The following is a 16,436-nucleotide window of genomic DNA, read 5'->3' as shown; positions in this document are numbered from 1 at the left end:
GACACAGGGATCCCCCCGGGGTCGGGTTCCGGACGGCGGTGATCGTTCTTCCGAACGACGGGCGTCCATGTCTTGCGTCCGGGAAAACGCAATCCTACGGTGTCACATAGGAATAAGAGCGAGGGAGCGACGATGATCGATGGGGGCACCGCCCGCGTGAGCGGGTCCGAGCACGAGGGAGCGCGGAAGGCCACCGAGGAACCGGCCTATCTCCACGGCTTCGGCAACGAGCACAGTTCGCAGGCCGTGCCCGGCGCCCTGCCCGAGGGCCGCAACTCCCCGCAGCGCGCCCCGCTCGGGCTGTACGCGGAACAGCTGAGCGGTACCGCCTTCACCGAGCCGCGCGCCCACAACCGCCGCTCCTGGCTGTACCGCATCCGCCCGTCGGCCGCGCACCCGGCGTTCACCCGCGTCGGCAACGGCGGCCTGCGCACGGCGCCCTTCGCCGAGACCGTGCCCGACCCCAACCGGCTGCGCTGGAACCCGCTGCCGCAGCCGCCCGCGGGCACGGACTTCCTGGCCGGCCTGTGGACCCTCGGCGGCAACGGCGACGCCACCCAGCGGACCGGCGTCGCCGTGCACCTCTACCACGCCACCGCATCGATGGACCGGGTGTTCGGCAACGCCGACGGCGAGCTGCTGATCGTGCCCGAGCAGGGCGGGCTGCTGCTGCGCACCGAGTTCGGCCTGCTGCGCGCCGAGCCGGGCGAGGTGGCGCTGATCCCGCGCGGGGTCCGCTTCCGCGTGGAGCTGACGGACACCGCGCGGGACGGCGGGCGGGGCCCGGCCGCGCGCGGCTACGTCTGCGAGAACTACGGCGCCCCGTTCCGCCTGCCCGACCTCGGCCCGATCGGGGCCAACGGCCTGGCGAACCCGCGGGACTTCCGGGCACCGGTCGCGGTGTTCGAGGACGTCGAGGGCCCGGTGGAGGTGGTCAGCAAGTACTGCGGCAACCTCTGGCGGGCCGAGTACGACCACTCCCCGCTCGACGTGGTCGCCTGGCACGGCAACCTCGTGCCGTACGTGTACGACCTGCGCCGCTTCAACGTCATCGGCTCCATCTCGTACGACCACCCGGACCCGTCGATCTTCACGGTGCTGACCTCGCCGTCCGACACCCCGGGCCTGGCCGGCGTGGACTTCGTGGTCTTCGCGCCGCGCTGGCTGGTGGGCGAGGACACCTTCCGGCCGCCGTACTTCCACCGGAACGTGATGAGCGAGTACATGGGCCTGATCGAGGGCGCCTACGACGCCAAGGCCGAAGGCTTCGTGCCCGGCGGCGGCTCACTGCACAACATGATGTCGGCGCACGGACCCGACCGGGAGACGTTCGACCGGGCCAGCGCCGCCGAGCTGCGGCCGCAGAAGGTCGACGACGGGCTGGCGTTCATGTTCGAGACCCGCTGGCCGATCACCCTGACCGAGCAGGCGGCGGCCGCGGACCACCTCCAGCAGGGGTACGACGACGTGTGGCGCGGCCTGGAGCGTCATTTCCGTCCCTTGCGCTGAAAGATTCCCTCCAGGTACGGATGGCCCGTGACCTCCTTCGCCCCGGACTCCGTCGTCCTGAACCGCAAGCTGCCGCTGTGGTACCAGGTGTCCCAGTCGCTGCGCGCCTCGATACTGGGCCGCTCGCCCCACGACCCGCTGCGGCTGCCCACCGAGGAGCAGCTGGCGGGGCACTACGGCGTGAGCGTGCTGACCATGCGGCAGGCGCTGAAGGAGCTGGAGGACGAGGGGCTGATCACCCGCCACCGCCGGCGGGGCACGTTCATCGAGCCGGACGCCCGCCGTGGCGCCCCCGTACGGCTGCTCGGCTCGGTGGACGCGATCGTGGCCCAGCAGTCCGGCATGACGACCGAACTGCTGGACCACGGCCGCGCCGCCGTGCCGGGCGAACTCGCCGAGCACTTCCCGGACCTGGCCGAGGTGACGGCGTACCACCGGCTGCGCGGCGACGAGCGCACCGGTGAGCCGACCAACCACGCCCGCAACTGGGTGCGGCCCGAACTGGCCGACGCCATCGACCCCGACGACCTGGTGCGCTGGCCGATGACCAAGGTGCTGCGCGACGTGGTCGGGGCGGACATCAGCCGGATCACGGACACGGTGGAGGCGAGGCTGGCCGATCCGGAGACGGCCCGGCTGCTCGCGGTGCCGCTGCTGAGCCCGATCCTGCACTACACGGGGGTCACCTACGACGGGCAGGGGCGGGTGCTGGACGTGGTGGTCATCCACTACCGCGGGGACCGGTTCTCGTTCACGGTGACGCTGGAGGCGTAGCGGGTGGGTGCCGGGGCGCTCGGTACGATGCCCGGCGTGACGCACGACGACGCTCCGCCGCTGGCGGACCTCATGCCGTGGTCCGTCGCAGCGCCGCGGCTCGGCCGGGACTGGCCGGCGGCGCCCGACGCGGGCTCGCTGAGGGCCCGCTGGGACGCGCTGATGAAGGCCGCGGGGCCGGACCGGGAGGCGCTGTTCCGGCCCAGCCGGGCCCGTACGACGCGGTCGGCGGTCGGGCAGCTGCCGGGGCGGTCCGGAGGGACCGAGCGGCTGGAGCGGGCCGACGGCCCGTGTCCGGAGCCGGTGCGGGTGCTGCGGGCCCCCTTCGACGAGCAGTGGCTGATTCCCGACCACCGGCTGATCGACGCGGCCCGGCCCGAGCTGTGGCGGGTGGCGGACGAGCACCAGGTGTTCCTGGTGGAGACGGCCGACGCCGTGTACGCGACGTCCTGCCTGCCGCTGCTCCGCCCGGCCCGGGTCCGGCCGCTGTTCCGCCGCCCGGGCGGCGCCGAGCCCAATCTGGCGCCGGGCCTGCTGGAACATCTCGCGGCGCGGCTGGGGCACTCCCCCGCCCCCGTCGACGTCCTCGCCTGGATCCTCGCCGCCGCCCGTCCCGATCTGACCGTGCCGCTGACCGGGGACCCCGGGCTGTGGACGCGCGGGGTAGCGCTCGGGCACCGCGCGTTGTGGCTGATGCGGCGCACCGGGGAGCGCCCCAAGCTGCCCGGCGGCCGCCGCCCGTACGTCCGCGCGCCGCTGCCCGCCCGGCCGGTGTCCCTGCGCTACGACCGGGACGAGGAGAGTCTGTACCTGGACGGGGGCCGGATCTCCCCGGTCCCGCCGGAGGCGTGGGACTTCGAGGCGGGCGGGCTACGGGTCCTGGAGCAGTGGTTCGCGGCCCGTACGGACGCGGCCGAGCCCGGCACCCTGGCCGCGATCCGCCCGGCGGCCTGGCCGCAGACCTGGACGTCGGAGCTGCTGGAGCTGATCACGGTGCTGGCGCTGCTGGCGGAGGTGCGGCGGTCGCAGGCCCTGCCGGAGCCGGCGGAACCCGTCACGGCGGGTGGCCTGCGGGCTGCGGGGGTGCTGCCGCCGCCGGACCGCTCCCGCCGCCCGGCGTCGGTGCTGGACCATCAGGAGGAAGGCCCCGAGGGGCAGTTCACCCTGCTCTGACGAACGCGTCGAGCACCCGGTGCAACGCCGTCTCGAACACGGCCTCCATGCCGATCGGCCCCGGGTCCTCCGCGAACGCCGCCGCCATCCTGGGACAGGCCCCACTGGCGACCTGACCACCCAGGTAGGCGATCCGCACGGCCTGCTCCTCCTCGGCCGGTCGGCCCGTCCGTTCGGGGCGGGACCAGATCACCGGACACTCCGTACCTTTGCTCGGTGAGGGTCTGGAGAAGCGTTTCGGTGAGGTGCGCGTGCCGGACCTGGCGGTCCCCCGGTCGCCGGTTCGCCGGCGTGGTGCGCGGTCCTGCCGGCGGTGTGCGTTCCGCTCGCCGTGCGGCGGTACGCGCGATGAGCTGCTGACAAACCACCCGGCCGGAGGTGATGATCCACCTCATGCGTGGACTTCCCCTGCCCCTGGAGGGCATCACCGTCGTCGCCGTCGAACAGGCCGTCGCGGCCCCCTTCGCCACCCGGCAGCTCGCCGATCTCGGCGCCCGGGTCGTCAAGGTGGAGCGGATCGACGGCGGCGACTTCGCCCGCGGCTACGACACCGCGGCCGGCGGGCTGGCCTCGCACTTCGTGTGGTGCAACCGCGGCAAGGAGTCCATCGCCCTGGATCTGAAGGACCCGCGCGGCCTGGACGTCGTACGGCGGCTGGTCGCGGACGCGGACGTGTTCGTGCAGAACCTGGCGCAGGGCGCGGCGGCCCGGCTGGGCCTGGACGCGGCCACGCTGTGCGCGGCGCACCCGCGGCTGGTCGCCGTGGACATCTCCGGCTACGGGACGGGCGGGCCGTACGCGGACAAGCGGGCCTACGACATGCTCGTGCAGTGCGAGGCGGGGCTGGTGTCGGTGACCGGGACACCGGAGCAGCCGGTGAAGGCGGGAATCCCGGCGGCGGACATCGCGGCGGCCATGTACGCCTTCTCGGGGGTGCTGGCCGCGCTGGTGCGGCGGGGGACGACCGGGCGGGGTGGGCCGGTGGAGATCTCCATGCTGGAGGCGCTGACCGAGTGGCTGGGGCATCCGCTGCACCACACGATGCACGGCGGCAGCGCCCCGGTGCGCACCGGGCTCGCGCACGCGGTGATCGCCCCGTACGACGCCTATCCGACGGCGGACGGGGGCCGGGTGCTGCTGTCGGTGCAGAACGACCGGGAGTGGCGGCGGCTGGCGGAACGGGTGATCGGGCGGCCGGAGCTGGGGGCGGATCCGGCGTTCGCGACGAACGCGGCGCGGGTGGCGCACCGCGGGCGCACGGACGAGCTGGTGGGTGCCGCGCTGGCGCGCCTCGGGGCCGACGAGGCACTGGAACTGCTGGAGGAGGCGGGCATCGCCTGTGCCCGGCTGCGGGATCTGACCGAGGTGGCGGACCATCCGCAGCTGGCGGCCCGCCATCGGTGGCGGGAGGTGGGGACGCCGGTGGGGCCGCTGCGGGCGCTGCTGCCGCCGATCACCTTGCCGGGTGGGGCGCAGCCGCGCATGGACGCCGTACCCGCGCTCGGAGAGCACACCGGGGCGCTGCTGCGCGCCGTGGGGATGACGGACGACGAGATCGCAGCGCTGCGCCGGGACGGTGTGGCCGCCTGAGCGCGGGCCGTCGGTGGCTCAGTGCCGGTGGCCGCCGAAGAGGGAGCGGCGCAGTCGGCGCAGGGGGGCGAACAGCGACACGCGTCCGACCCGGGTGCCCCGGTCGCTGGGCCGGCGCGCGGCGTCCCGGGTGGTCAGCTCCCGCATCAGGGAGGTCGCCTCGACGGTCTCCCGCTGCGGTATGGCGGGGCCCGCGAGCACCGAGAGGTGGCGGTCGAGACGCGAACTGGTCGCGCTGCTCCCGCAGGTGATCGCAGGGACCCTCGCCCTGCTGCGCACTGTTATCTGTTCCATGTCACTCCCCACCCGTACGAGTCCACCCGGCCCGGGCAGGTTAACCCTATCGCCCCGTCGAGGCACTCGTGTATCGCGGTCACAGGATTCACCTTCCCCGTAAGGGGGTTGACGACCCGTCCGCGATTACTCTCCGAATCCAACCGATTCCAGGGCGAGTTGGACAATGGGCTGAGTGGTGGGCTGAGCCGACCCGCCGTCGGGTTCGACGGTCACAGCGAGTGATGTCGCCGCCTTGTCAAGGCCGGTGGCGACCAAGGGCGTGTCGCCGTCGAGGAGCCCCAGGGAGCGTGGTGGCGCACCGGGGCGCATCAACCACAGCTGGTGCGCCTTGCCGTTCGGGGGGTCGCCGTAGCCGCGCAAGGTGACGACCGCTTCCCGGGTGGAAGCGGAGGCGATTACTCCGATACTGCGGCCCTCGGCGTCCCGGCCGGTGCCCGCCCGGACGTCCGGAGCTGCGAGAACGTGGGCGATCTCACGTGCCCGGTCCCGTTCGGCGGCCAGCTGGTCCTGGGTCCGGCCCGCTTGCACGGCGAACAGTGCGGCGACGACCAGCGCCGCCGCCGCGGTCACGGTGGCGAACGGCACGAAGAGCGGACGGCGCCGACGGGGCGCACGGGAGCGCGCGGGCGGCGGCGGGGTGCCCCAGACGTGCGGCGGAAGCCGCTGCGTGCGCGCCTGCCCCGGCGCGGCCTGCTCCTGCGGGGTGGCGCGCACCGCGGCCAGCACCCGGTCGCGCAGCTCGGGCGGCGGCGGCACGGCCGCCGACCAGGCGAGGCGGACGGCGTCCTCGGACAGCGCCCGCACCTCGGCGGCGCAGCGGTCGCAGGAGCGCAGATGCCGCTCGAAGCGGTGCCGCTCCGCGGGGTCGAGGGCGTCCAGGGCGTAGGGCGCGGCCAGCGAGTGCGGATCCTCGCGGCGCAGCCGGGCGAACAGGCTCATGCGGCCCCTCCGAGACAGTCACGCAGCCGGGTGAGTCCGTCGCGCATCCGCGTCTTGACGGTGCCCAGCGGCAGTCGCAGCCGCTCGGCCACCTCGCGGTAGGTGTAGCCGTCGTAGTAGGCGAGGGTGACCGACTGGCGCTGCAGCGCCGTCAGCCGGCCGAGGCAGCGGCGCACCCACTCCCGTTCCAGGCCCGCCTCCACCTCCTCCGCGACCTGGTCGAAGGCGGGGTGGTGGGCACGCCGCGCCTCGCGCTCCTCGCGCTCTCCGGCGGCCCGCGCGCTGCGCACCCGGTCGACGGCCCGGCGGTGGGCGAGGGTGAGGATCCACGACAGGGCGCTGCCCCGGTCCGGGTCGTAGCGGCCGGCGGTGCGCCAGCACTCCAGCAGCACCTCCTGGGCCACCTCCTCCGACTGCGACGGGTCGCGCACCACCCGGCGCACCAGCCCGAACACCGGCCCGGCGACCATGCCGTACAACCGCTCGAACGCCCTGTGGTCGCCCCCCGCGACGAGCACCAGGAGCTCGTCCGCCTCCATGCGGCCCCCCCATCTCCGATCACCTGTCCGCGGACACACCTCCGGGGGAAGTACGGATGAGCGGCGCCGAAACGCGGGTCCGGAGCGGGAAAGATTTTTTTTCGTGCGGACCCATCCGATCGGGTGGTCCGCTCCGTATATCCGTCCGTCAGGCAAGTTGGCACTGAGGACGGACGGCATGACACCAAACTCCAGGACCGGCGCACAGCGCGGAGGCACGGCCAGGCGCCGGAGCGTCGCGACCCTGATCTGCGGGGCGCTGGCCGCCGGAGGGCTCGCGGCCGCCGGCGTGGCCACGCTGGAACCGGGGGCGGCGCACGCCTCCAGCCACCGGGAGGCCCCGCTGATATCGGGAGCCCCGCAGTACGACAACACCGACGTGTACGCGTTCGTGAGCCCGGACAAGCCGGACACGACGACGATCATCGCGAACTGGATCCCGTTCGAGGAGCCGGCCGGCGGACCGAACTTCTTCACGTTCGCCGAGGACGCGCAGTACGACCTGCACGTCGACAACAACGGCGACGCCCGGGACGACCTGCTGTTCCGGTACACGTTCAAGACGCACACGAAGAACAAGAAGACGTTCCTCTACAACACCGGTGCCGTCGAGAGCCTCGACGACCCCGACCTCAACGTGACGCAGACGTACGACCTGGAACTGGTCAAGCTGCGCCACGGCAAGGCGGTCCACCGGACCAAGCTCGCCGACGACGTCCCCGTGGCGCCGTCCAACGTGGGCAAGGCGTCCATGCCGCACTACGCCAAGCTGCGCGAGCAGGCGGTGTACAAACTCCCGGGCGGCGCGCAGACCTTCGCCGGGCAGGCCGACGACCCGTTCTTCCTCGACCTGCGCGTCTTCGACCTGCTGTACGGCGGGAACCTCTCCGAGGTCGGCAACGACACCCTCAAGGGCTACAACGTCAACTCCATCGCCCTTCAGGTCCCCAACGACCTGATCACGGAGTCCAAGGACCAGCCGGTCGTGGGCATCTGGTCCACGACCCAGCGCCGCACCGCCCAGGGCCACTACGCGCAGGTCTCGCGGCTGGGCAACCCGCTGGTCAACGAGGTCGTCAACCCGATCAAGGACAAGGACCGGTTCAACGCGTCCGACCCGAAGGACGACGCGCAGTTCCTCAAGAACGTCACCAACCCCGAACTGCCCAAGCTCATCGAGGCGATCTACAAGATCAAGGCGCCGGCCGAGCCGCGCAACGACCTCGTCGACGTGTTCCTCAAGGGCGTGAGCGGGCTGAACCAGCCGCCGCGCGTCACGCCGTCGGAGCAGCTGCGGCTGAACACCTCGATCAAGCCGGCCATGCACCCCAAGCGGCTGGGCGTCCTCGACGGCGACAACGCGGGCTTCCCCAACGGCCGCCGGCTCACCGACGACGTGATCGACGCCTCGCTGCAGGTCGTCGAGGGCGAACTGGTGGGTGCGAAGAACGACCTGGGTGACGCCGTCGACAAGAACGACAAGGAGTTCGAGAAGTACTTCCCGTACGTCGCCCTGCCCACCGAGGGATCCCGCGGTCCGCTCGGCAAGGGTGTCTCCGGCGGCAACGACGTCCGCAGCCAGCTCGGCGACGCGCTCGCCCCCGGCGGTACGGCCGGCGGCGGCACCGACACCGCGCTGGTCGCCGGGTCGGCGGGCGCCGGGGCCATCGGCGTGCTGCTGATCGGCGGCGGGCTGATGTGGTGGCGGCGGATGCGGGGGCGGGCGTACTAGGCGCTCCTCCCGGGCGCCCCGCCGACCCGGCGCCCCCGGCGGTGTGCGGCGAAGCCGTACACCGCCCCCTTCCCACCTGACCGACGAAGGAGAGACCCCGTGCCCCCGCACCCGAACGACGACCGCCCAGGCAGCGGCACCCCGCCGGCGACGCGCGTGAGCGCCTCCGGACCGCGCCGGTACGGGCGACTCGGTCTGTGCGCGGGCCTGTTGGCCGTCGCGCTCACCGCCGGCGCGATCGCGGTGGGCGCCACGCGGGACGACGGGCGGGCGGCGGCGCCGGTGGCGGCCGCCGTCGATCCGGGGCTGCTCGGCGGGGGCGACCTGGACGCCGGGGTCCGCTCACTGCAGGCCCACCTGCGGACCCAGCCGAAGGACCACGCCGCCTGGGCCACCCTCGCCCTCGCCTACGTGGAGCAGGCCCGCACCCAGGGCGACCCCTCCCGCTACCCCCTCGCCGAGCGGGCCGCGCGCCGCTCGCTCGACCTGCGCCCGGGCAACGACCAGGCCCTGTCCGCGCAGGCCGCGCTCGCCGCCGCCCGCCACCACTTCGCGGACGCGCTGGCGTACGCCGACCGGGCACTGAAGGAGAACCCGTACAGCGAGCGTGCGCTGTGCTCCCGTATCGACGCCCTGGTCGAACTGGGCCGCTACGACGAGGCGTCGACGGCGGCCGGGACCGCGGACGCCCGCCGCCCCGGCGTCCCCGTGTTCACGCGCTACGCCTACGTCCACGAGCTGCGCGGCGACCTCACCACCGCCCGCCGCGTCCTCACCCAGGCCCTCGGCGCGGCGACCGCCCCGGGCGACATCGCCTACGTCGCCACCCAGCTCGGCCACCTCTCCTGGCAGCAGGGCGAGTACACGGCCGCGCTGGACCTGTATGCCCGTGCGCTGGCCGCGGACGACACCTATCTCCCCGCCCTGGAGGGCCGGGCCCGCGCCCAGGCCGCCCACGGCGATCGGGACGCCGCCGTCAAGGGGCTGGAGGCGGTCGTGGCGCGTGCCCCGCTGCCCGGCCCCCTGGTCGCGCTCGGCGAGCTGTACGAGGCCCGCGGCCGGGCCGGCGACCGGGAACGGGCCGAGCAGCAGTACGCCCTCGTCGACGCCTGGACCGCACTCGCCCGGGCCGGCGGCGTCGACGCCGACCTGGACACCGCCCTGGCCGCCGCCGACCACGGCGACCGCGCGGCGGCCCTGCGCGCGGCCCGCGCCGAGTGGTCCCGTCGGCAGACCGTGCACACCGCCGACGCCCTCGCCTGGGCGCTGCACGTCAACGGCCACAGCGCCGAAGCGCTCCCCCACGCCCGGCGGGCCGTCGCCACCGGCTACCGCAACGCCCTCTTCCTGTACCACCTCGGCATGATCGAGGCCGCCACCGGACACCCCGAGGACGCCCGCGCCCACCTCTCGGCCGCGCTGGACCTCAACCCGGGCTTCTCCCCCCTGGGCGCCCGCACCGCCCGCAGCACGCTGCGGACCCTGGAGACGACGACGGACCGGGAGGCCCACCGGTGAACCTCCGCCGCCCGCTCGCCGCCGGCACGGCCGCGCTCACGGCCGGGTGCGCGCTCGCCCTGCTGCCCGCCGCCCCCGCGAGCGCGCATCCCCTCGGCAACTTCACCGTCAACCACTACGACGGTCTGGTGGCCGCCCCCGGCCGGCTGCGCGTCGACCACGTCGAGGACCTCGCCGAGATCCCGGCGACCCAGGCCCGGCCCGACATCGAACGGCTCGGCGGGCTCACCGCCTGGGCACGGGAGCGCTGCGCAGCGGCCGCCGCCGGCAGCCGCCTCACCGTCGACGGCGGCACCGTCGCACTGACGGTCACCGCGGCCCGGGCCGCCGTACGCCCGGGACAGGCCGGCCTGGACACCGTGCGCGTGGAGTGCGCCCTCGGCGCACCGCTGCCCACCGGTGACACCGTCACCGTCGAGTTCCGCAGCGCGAGCGACTCCGCCGGCCCCGGCTGGCGGGAGATCACCGCGCGCGGCGACCGCATGACGCTCACCGGCACGGATGTGCCGGGCACCTCGGTCTCCCGTGAACTCACCACCTATCCGGAGGAGTTGCTCTCCTCCCCCGCCGACACCACGACGGCCTCCCTGCGGGTGCGCCCCGGCGGCCCGGCGCTGGCCGACGAGGACCGGGACGCGCCCGCCGCGTCCGTCCTGCCCCGCGGCGCCGACCGGTGGACCCGGGCCCTGGACCACCTCGTCGCCCGCCAGGACCTCACCGTCGGCTTCGCCGCCCTGGCCCTGCTCCTCGCGGTGGGGCTCGGCGCGCTGCACGCGCTGGCGCCGGGCCACGGCAAGACCCTGATGGCCGCGACCGCCGCCGCCCGGGGCGGCAGGGCCCGCCTCAGGGACGTCCTGCCCCTGGCCGCCTCGGTGACCGTGACCCACACCCTCGGTGTGGTGGCCCTCGGCCTGCTGGTCACCGCCGGCTCCGCCGCCGCTCCCTCGGTGATCGCCTGGCTGGGCCTGGCCAGCGGTGCCCTGGTGATGCTGGCGGGCACCACCCTCGTCCGACGGGCCTGGCGCGCCCGGCACCCGGCGCACGACCACCACCACGCGCCCGTGAAGACCCCCGAGCGCCGCCTGGCCACCGTGGGCGCCCCGGCCCCGGACCACGAATCGCACCCGCACCCGCACGGCCACGACCACGACCACGACGGTCACGGCCATCACCATCACCACGAGCACCACCACGATCACACCCACACCCACACCCACACCCACGGTGGTGTCACCCACTCGCACCCGGTCGCGCCCACCCTGCGCGGCACCCTGCTGCTCGGGTTCGCGGGCGGGATGGTGCCCAGTCCGTCGGCCGTCGTGGTGCTGGTGGGCGCGGCCGCGCTCGGGCACGCCTGGTTCGGGCTGCTGCTGGTCGTGGCGTACGGCGCCGGACTGGCCCTGACGCTCACCGCGGCCGGGTTCGCCGTGGTCCGGCTGGGGGCCGGGGTGACCCGGGTCCTGGACCGGCGCCCGCGCTGGACCGCGCACCCGGTCGTCACCTCCGTACGCCGGGCGGCGCCCCTGTGGTCGGCGCTGGTCGTCGTGGTGATCGGCGCAGGACTGGTGCTCAAGGGGGCGGCATCCGTAGTCGGCTGAGCTACTTTGGGGAGATATCGCGCGGAGTGCGAAGAGGGGGCGGCCGTGTCCGAGGAACCGGGCAGTGAGCGTCTGATCGCGGGCCGGTACCGCCTGCTGTCCCCGCTCGGCCAGGGCGGTATGGGCACCGTGTGGCGGGCCCGGGACGAGGTGCTGCACCGCGAGGTCGCCGTGAAGGAGGTCCGCGCGCCCGCCGGGCTGCCGACGGCGGAGGTCGAGCGGATGTACGCGCGGCTGGAGCGGGAGGCGTGGGCTGCGGCCCGGGTGTCGCACCGCAACGTGGTGACGGTGTACGACGTGGCGGCGCAGGACGGCCGGCCCTGGATCGTGATGGAACTGGTCCGCGGGATCTCGCTGGCCGAACTGCTGGACGCCGAGGGGCCGGTGGAGCCGCGGCGCGCCGCGCACATCGGCGCGGAGGTGCTGGCCGCGCTGCGCGCCGCGCACGACGCCGGCGTGCTGCACCGGGACGTGAAGCCGGCCAACGTACTGCTGGCGAACGACGGCCGGGTGGTGCTCACCGACTTCGGCATCGCCCGCGTCGAGGGCAGTTCGGAGCTGACGATGACCGGGGAGGTCATCGGCTCCCCGGAGTTCCTGGCGCCGGAGCGGGCGCTCGGGCGGCGGCCGGGCCCCGAGTCGGACCTGTGGTCGCTGGGCGTGCTGCTGTACGCGGCCGTGGAGGGCAACTCGCCGTTCCGTCAGGACACTCCGCTCAGCACGCTGCGCGCGATCGTCGACGAGGAGCTGCCGCCGGCGCGCCGGGCCGGCCCGCTGACACCCGTGATCGAGGGGCTGCTGCGCAAGGACCCCGCCGACCGGCTCGCGGCCGGCCCGGCCGAGCAGGACCTGCGGATCGTGGCGGCCGGGGGCGTCGCGTCCGGTACCGGCACCGTGCGCGCGGCACCGCCTGCCGCGCCGACGGCGCCGTACCCGCATCCGCCGACGCACACCACCGGGCCGCTGCGGGGCGAGCCCCCGCCCCGTCCGGGTTCCGGCACCGGTACCCGGCCGTCGCCGGTGACGGCCACCGCCCCGCGCCGCGACCGGCGTACCGCCGCCGTGCTCCTCGCGGGCGCGCTGCTGCTGGCCCTGGCGGTGACGGGCCTGACGTACGGCCTGCTCGGCCGGGACGGGGGCGGGGGGAACGAGGCGGGCGGTGACGGCGGCCCGAGCGCGGAGGTGACTGCGTCGGCGCCGGGGGACCCGACGACCGCGACCACCCCGGCCGGTGACGAGAGCTCGGGGGAACCCGGCCCGTCGCCGAGCACCGGCTCGTCGGAACCGGCGCCGCCGCCGCAGTCCGTGTCGGTCACCGTCACCGGCACGCACGCCGACTACGCGGGCGCGTGTCCGCCGCCCGACGAGCGGGCGCCCGCCTTCACGGCGGTGTTCACGGTGGGCCGGCTGCCGGCGGAGGTCAGCTACCGCTGGGTGACCGGGGACGGGAAGGTGATGGACCCCGGCTGGAAGACGCTGCGTTTCCCCGAGGGCGGCGGCCGGACCCGGCAGGACCGGGTGATCGTGACGACGTACGCCGAGAGCGGGACGTACCGTTCCACGCTCGGGGTGGAGGTGCGCGAGCCGGTGACGGCGAGGTCGGACGCGGTGCCGTTCTCGGTCACCTGTGAGAAGGAGACCCCGACGGGCGGGGCCTCCTCTTCTCCTTCCGGCTCGCCCGGCTCCTAGGACGGAACACCTGGGCCTGTCGCAGGCCTGGTCGCCGGCCTAGTCGTTGGCGTTGAGCACCGGCAGGTAGCCGCCCGACTGCCCGGCGGCGGTCGGGTGGTAGGAGTCGCCGATGTTCAGCCAGTTGAGGCTGTGCAGCCAGGAACTGCCGGAGCAGATCTCGTGGCCGGTGAAGGTCGGGCGGACGTCGCCCCAGGCGAAGCCGTGGGCGGAGGCCCGCCGGGCGACGGCGGCGTCCAGGTAGTCCGCCGCTTCGTTGATGGCCCTGCGCTTGGTTTCGGACAGGCCGATGCAGAACGTGCCGAGCTTGTAGAAGCGGGGGTAACCCAGGACGACCACACGGGCGTTGGGCGCCCTGTCCCGGATCGCGGTGTACACGCTGTCGAGCTTGCCGGGCAGCGTGGAGTCGACGTAGGCCTTGGCGGTGTTGATGCGGGCGACGCAGGTACTGTCGGAGCTGGTCACACAGGTGGTCATGACGTCGGCGAAGCCGGCGTCGTTACCGCCGATGCTGATGGAGACGAGGCCGGTGGACGAGGAGAGGCCGCCGAGCTGGTTCGCCAGAACATCACCCGTTCGGGCACCCGAGCAGGCGGCGAACGTGAAGGACGAGGGGGAGTGGGCGGCGTTCCACAGGTAGGGATACGCCTTCGTGCTGCGCTTGCAGTCGCCGCTGGAGCTGATGTAACTGCCCGCGCCGACGCCTGAGGAGTAGGAGTCTCCGAGGGCCACATAGCCCCCGCTTGCAGCGAGTTGGGACGCCTGCGCCGTGACGGCACCGGTGAGGGCGGTGCCGACGGCGAGGAGGACTGAGCTGACGAATGCCGCGATTCGGGAACGTCTCATGGAACCTCCCTTAGCAGGATCTCTGCCACAACCGTCGTAGCAACTACGCGTGTTGACGGGAAGTGTCCATGCCAAAACTGATGGGGGTTCCGGTGCGGGTTCTTGACGCGTTTTCGGACAATCCGGGAACCATGACGGGACGAGCCGTAGTGTAACGGTCAAATGAACGAAAAGGTGAGGGTCACCCCGGCTCTTGCCATACAGGCGCAATCGTCAATACCGTCATACATCTCACCCGCATCGGTCCGTCAGCACACGGCTCAAGGGGAGGGCTCGAGAGCCACGACGGCTCCCGGCGCGGGGCGCGGTAGGGGGGTGCCGTGCTCGGTGACCGCACAGGTGATGACCGAGCCGTGCCGCGCGACCGGCGGCCGATTGCTGAAAGCCGGTCAGTTCTGCCAACTCACCCGGGGTCCGTGCGGACGGCGTCGCCGTGCCCGCGGGCCGGACGGGTGGGAAACCCCCCTTTCGAACCGGACGTGGATCCGGGCCGCCCAGGGGCGGGCGGCCCACCGGACGAGAGGGACCACTTTCATGAGTTCCGTTCTGCAGCCGGCGACATCGACCCAGGACCACCGGGACCAGGAGCACCCGGATCCGTCGACCGCCGGAAAGTACCGGCCCGTCTCCTCTCACCTGGCGATCGCACCGCCGGTGAGCGTCGTGATCCCCGCCATGAACGAGGCGGAGAACCTCCCGTACGTCTTCAAGAGCCTGCCGGACTGGATCCACGAAGTGGTCCTGGTCGACGGCAACTCCACCGACGACACCGTCGACGTCGCCCGGCGGCTCAGGCCCGGCGTCCGGATCGTCGGGCAGCAGGGCAAGGGCAAGGGGGACGCCCTGATCACCGGGTTCGAGGCGTGCACCGGTGACATCATCGTGATGGTCGACGCCGACGGCTCGGCCGACGGCAACGAGATCGTGTCGTACGTCTCCGCGCTCGTCTCCGGCGCCGACTTCGCCAAGGGCTCCCGCTTCGCCAACGGCGGCGGCACCGACGACATGACCTTCGTCCGATGGCTGGGCAACCGGGTGCTGTGCGCCCTCGTCAACCGCAAGTTCGGCGCCCGCTACACCGACCTGTGCTACGGCTACAACGCCTTCTGGCGGCACTGCCTGGACAAGATCGACCTCGACTGCACCGGCTTCGAGGTCGAGACCCTGATGAACATCCGGGTCGTCAAGGCGGGCCTGAAGGTCCAGGAGATCCCCAGCCACGAGTACCTGCGCATCCACGGCGTCAGCAATCTGCGCGCCGTGCGCGACGGACTGCGGGTGCTGCGGGTCATCCTCGGGGAGCGGTCCAACCGGCGGGCACTGCGCCGCCGTCCGGGTCACTCCCCGCTGCTCGACCCGGCACGGGGAGAGGCGCGTTGATCCCGGTCGACATCTCCGTGGTGATCTGCGTGTACACCGAGGACCGCTGGGCGGACATCCTCGCCGCGGTGGCCTCGGTGCGCGCGCAGAGCCACCCGCCGCTGGAGACTGTGCTGGTCGTCGACCACAACCCGGCGCTGCTGGACCGGCTGGAGCGCGCGTACCGGGGGGCGGGCGCGGTGCGGGTGCTGCCGAACGCGGGCCCGCGCGGGCTGTCGGCCGGCCGCAACACCGGGGTCGCGGCCTCGCGTGGCGAGGTGATCGCCTTCCTCGACGACGACGCCGTCGCCGAGAGGGACTGGCTGCGCCGCTTCGCCGACCCCTACAGCGACCCGCGGGTGCTGGCCGTCGGCGGAAGGGCGCAGCCCGTCTGGTCCACCGGGAAGCGGCCCGTGTGGTTCCCGGAGGAGTTCGACTGGGTGGTCGGCTGCTCCTACCGGGGGCTGCCGCCCGGCCGGGTACGGGTGCGCAACATCCTCGGCGGCAACGCCTCGTTCCGGCGCACGGCGTTCGACCTGGTGGGCGGCTTCGCCACCGGCATCGGACGGGACGGCGACAAGCGTCCGCTGGGCGGCGAGGAGACGGAACTGTGCATCCGGCTCGGCAGGGCGAGACCCGACGCCGTCCTCCTCGTCGACGACAGGGCGGTGATCCACCACAAGGTGCCCGAGGGACGCGAGCGCTTCCGGTACTTCCGCACGCGCACCTACGCCGAGGGCCTGTCCAAGGCGCTCGTCGCGCGCAGCGTCGGCGCCGGCAAGGGCCTGGAGTCCGAACGCCGTTACACCACCCGGGTACTGCCCGCGGGCGTGGCCCGCGGGCTGCGCGACGCCGCCCTCGCCCGGCGCGGGG

General features: G+C 73.7%; 14 protein-coding genes and 2 pseudogenes. 11 read left to right on the top strand and 5 right to left on the bottom strand.

Annotated features, from left to right (window positions below):
- Nucleotides 1-132: 132 nt before the first annotated feature.
- Genes hmgA through AC3ET3_RS09410 form a run of 3 tightly spaced genes read left to right on the top strand, consistent with a single transcriptional unit; the run spans nt 133 to nt 3,456 of the window.
- Nucleotides 133-1,509 carry a homogentisate 1,2-dioxygenase gene (hmgA, locus tag AC3ET3_RS09420; RefSeq protein WP_435611963.1) on the top strand — a complete coding sequence of 459 codons (1,377 nt, stop codon included), beginning with the start codon at nt 133-135 and terminating at the stop codon, nt 1,507-1,509.
- Nucleotides 1,510-1,536: 27 nt separating this feature from the next.
- Nucleotides 1,537-2,283 (top strand): GntR family transcriptional regulator, encoded by a 747-nt coding sequence (locus tag AC3ET3_RS09415; protein ID WP_435611962.1) that lies wholly within the window; start codon nt 1,537-1,539, stop codon nt 2,281-2,283.
- A 27-nt stretch (nt 2,284-2,310) separates the two neighbouring features.
- Nucleotides 2,311-3,456: a type ISP restriction/modification enzyme gene (locus tag AC3ET3_RS09410; protein ID WP_435611961.1), complete on the top strand. Its 1,146-nt coding sequence runs from the start codon at nt 2,311-2,313 to the stop codon at nt 3,454-3,456.
- Here the strand turns inward: AC3ET3_RS09410 and AC3ET3_RS09405 are convergent.
- Nucleotides 3,443-3,610: pseudogene (locus AC3ET3_RS09405) on the bottom strand (TetR/AcrR family transcriptional regulator); the annotation flags it as partial. The gene AC3ET3_RS09410 and the pseudogene AC3ET3_RS09405 sit on opposite strands and share 14 nt — an antisense overlap.
- Nucleotides 3,611-3,709: 99 nt before the next feature.
- Here AC3ET3_RS09405 and AC3ET3_RS09400 point away from each other — a divergent pair.
- Nucleotides 3,710-3,808, top strand: a pseudogene (locus AC3ET3_RS09400) (ABC transporter permease); the annotation flags it as partial.
- Between the two features lie 41 nt (nt 3,809-3,849).
- The gene (locus tag AC3ET3_RS09395) at nt 3,850-5,046 is read left to right on the top strand and encodes a CaiB/BaiF CoA transferase family protein (protein ID WP_432134615.1); all 1,197 of its coding nucleotides are present in this window, start codon (nt 3,850-3,852) and stop codon (nt 5,044-5,046) included.
- Between the two features lie 18 nt (nt 5,047-5,064).
- Here the strand turns inward: AC3ET3_RS09395 and AC3ET3_RS09390 are convergent, their stop codons facing one another.
- From AC3ET3_RS09390 to AC3ET3_RS09380, 3 genes are all read right to left on the bottom strand, one after another.
- Complete coding sequence (locus AC3ET3_RS09390) at nt 5,065-5,340, bottom strand: hypothetical protein (protein ID WP_432134616.1); 276 nt, start codon at nt 5,338-5,340, stop codon at nt 5,065-5,067.
- 126 nt (nt 5,341-5,466) lie between these two features.
- Entirely contained in the window at nt 5,467-6,282 is an 816-nt protein-coding gene (locus tag AC3ET3_RS09385; RefSeq protein WP_435611960.1) for an anti-sigma factor, read from the bottom strand.
- Entirely contained in the window at nt 6,279-6,821 is a 543-nt protein-coding gene (locus AC3ET3_RS09380; RefSeq protein WP_432134618.1) for a sigma-70 family RNA polymerase sigma factor, read from the bottom strand. Before AC3ET3_RS09380 ends, AC3ET3_RS09385 begins: the two co-directional genes overlap by 4 nt.
- 178 nt (nt 6,822-6,999) lie before the next feature.
- Between AC3ET3_RS09380 and AC3ET3_RS09375 the strand changes: the two genes are divergently transcribed.
- The 4 genes from AC3ET3_RS09375 (at nt 7,000) to AC3ET3_RS09360 (ending at nt 13,358) form a co-directional block, all read left to right on the top strand.
- The gene (locus AC3ET3_RS09375; RefSeq protein WP_432134619.1) at nt 7,000-8,553 is read left to right on the top strand and encodes a DUF4331 domain-containing protein; all 1,554 of its coding nucleotides are present in this window, start codon (nt 7,000-7,002) and stop codon (nt 8,551-8,553) included.
- A gap of 99 nt (nt 8,554-8,652) precedes the next feature.
- Complete coding sequence (locus tag AC3ET3_RS09370; protein ID WP_435611959.1) at nt 8,653-10,071, top strand: tetratricopeptide repeat protein; 1,419 nt, start codon at nt 8,653-8,655, stop codon at nt 10,069-10,071.
- Complete coding sequence (locus AC3ET3_RS09365; RefSeq protein WP_432155660.1) at nt 10,068-11,669, top strand: HoxN/HupN/NixA family nickel/cobalt transporter; 1,602 nt, start codon at nt 10,068-10,070, stop codon at nt 11,667-11,669. Before AC3ET3_RS09370 ends, AC3ET3_RS09365 begins: the two co-directional genes overlap by 4 nt.
- A gap of 45 nt (nt 11,670-11,714) precedes the next feature.
- On the top strand, nt 11,715-13,358 hold the full coding sequence (locus AC3ET3_RS09360; protein ID WP_432134622.1) for a serine/threonine-protein kinase: 1,644 nt from the start codon (nt 11,715-11,717) through the stop codon (nt 13,356-13,358).
- 39 nt (nt 13,359-13,397) lie between these two features.
- Here AC3ET3_RS09360 and AC3ET3_RS09355 read toward each other — a convergent pair whose 3' ends face one another.
- Nucleotides 13,398-14,204: an SGNH/GDSL hydrolase family protein gene (locus AC3ET3_RS09355; RefSeq protein ID WP_432134623.1), complete on the bottom strand. Its 807-nt coding sequence runs from the start codon at nt 14,202-14,204 to the stop codon at nt 13,398-13,400.
- Between the two features lie 534 nt (nt 14,205-14,738).
- On the opposite strand from AC3ET3_RS09355, the gene AC3ET3_RS09350 reads away from it, so the two are divergent.
- Nucleotides 14,739-15,584 carry a glycosyltransferase family 2 protein gene (locus tag AC3ET3_RS09350; RefSeq protein WP_432134624.1) on the top strand — a complete coding sequence of 282 codons (846 nt, stop codon included), beginning with the start codon at nt 14,739-14,741 and terminating at the stop codon, nt 15,582-15,584.
- Nucleotides 15,581-16,436, top strand: an 856-nt coding sequence (locus AC3ET3_RS09345) for a glycosyltransferase family 2 protein (RefSeq protein ID WP_435611958.1), incomplete at its 3' end; no start/stop codon positions are given. The genes AC3ET3_RS09350 and AC3ET3_RS09345, both read left to right, overlap by 4 nt.

This window comes from Streptomyces sp. bgisy159, assembly GCF_057707805.1.
Note: the sequence above shows the minus strand (reverse complement) of the source record. Positions and strands in the feature narration are given on the sequence as shown.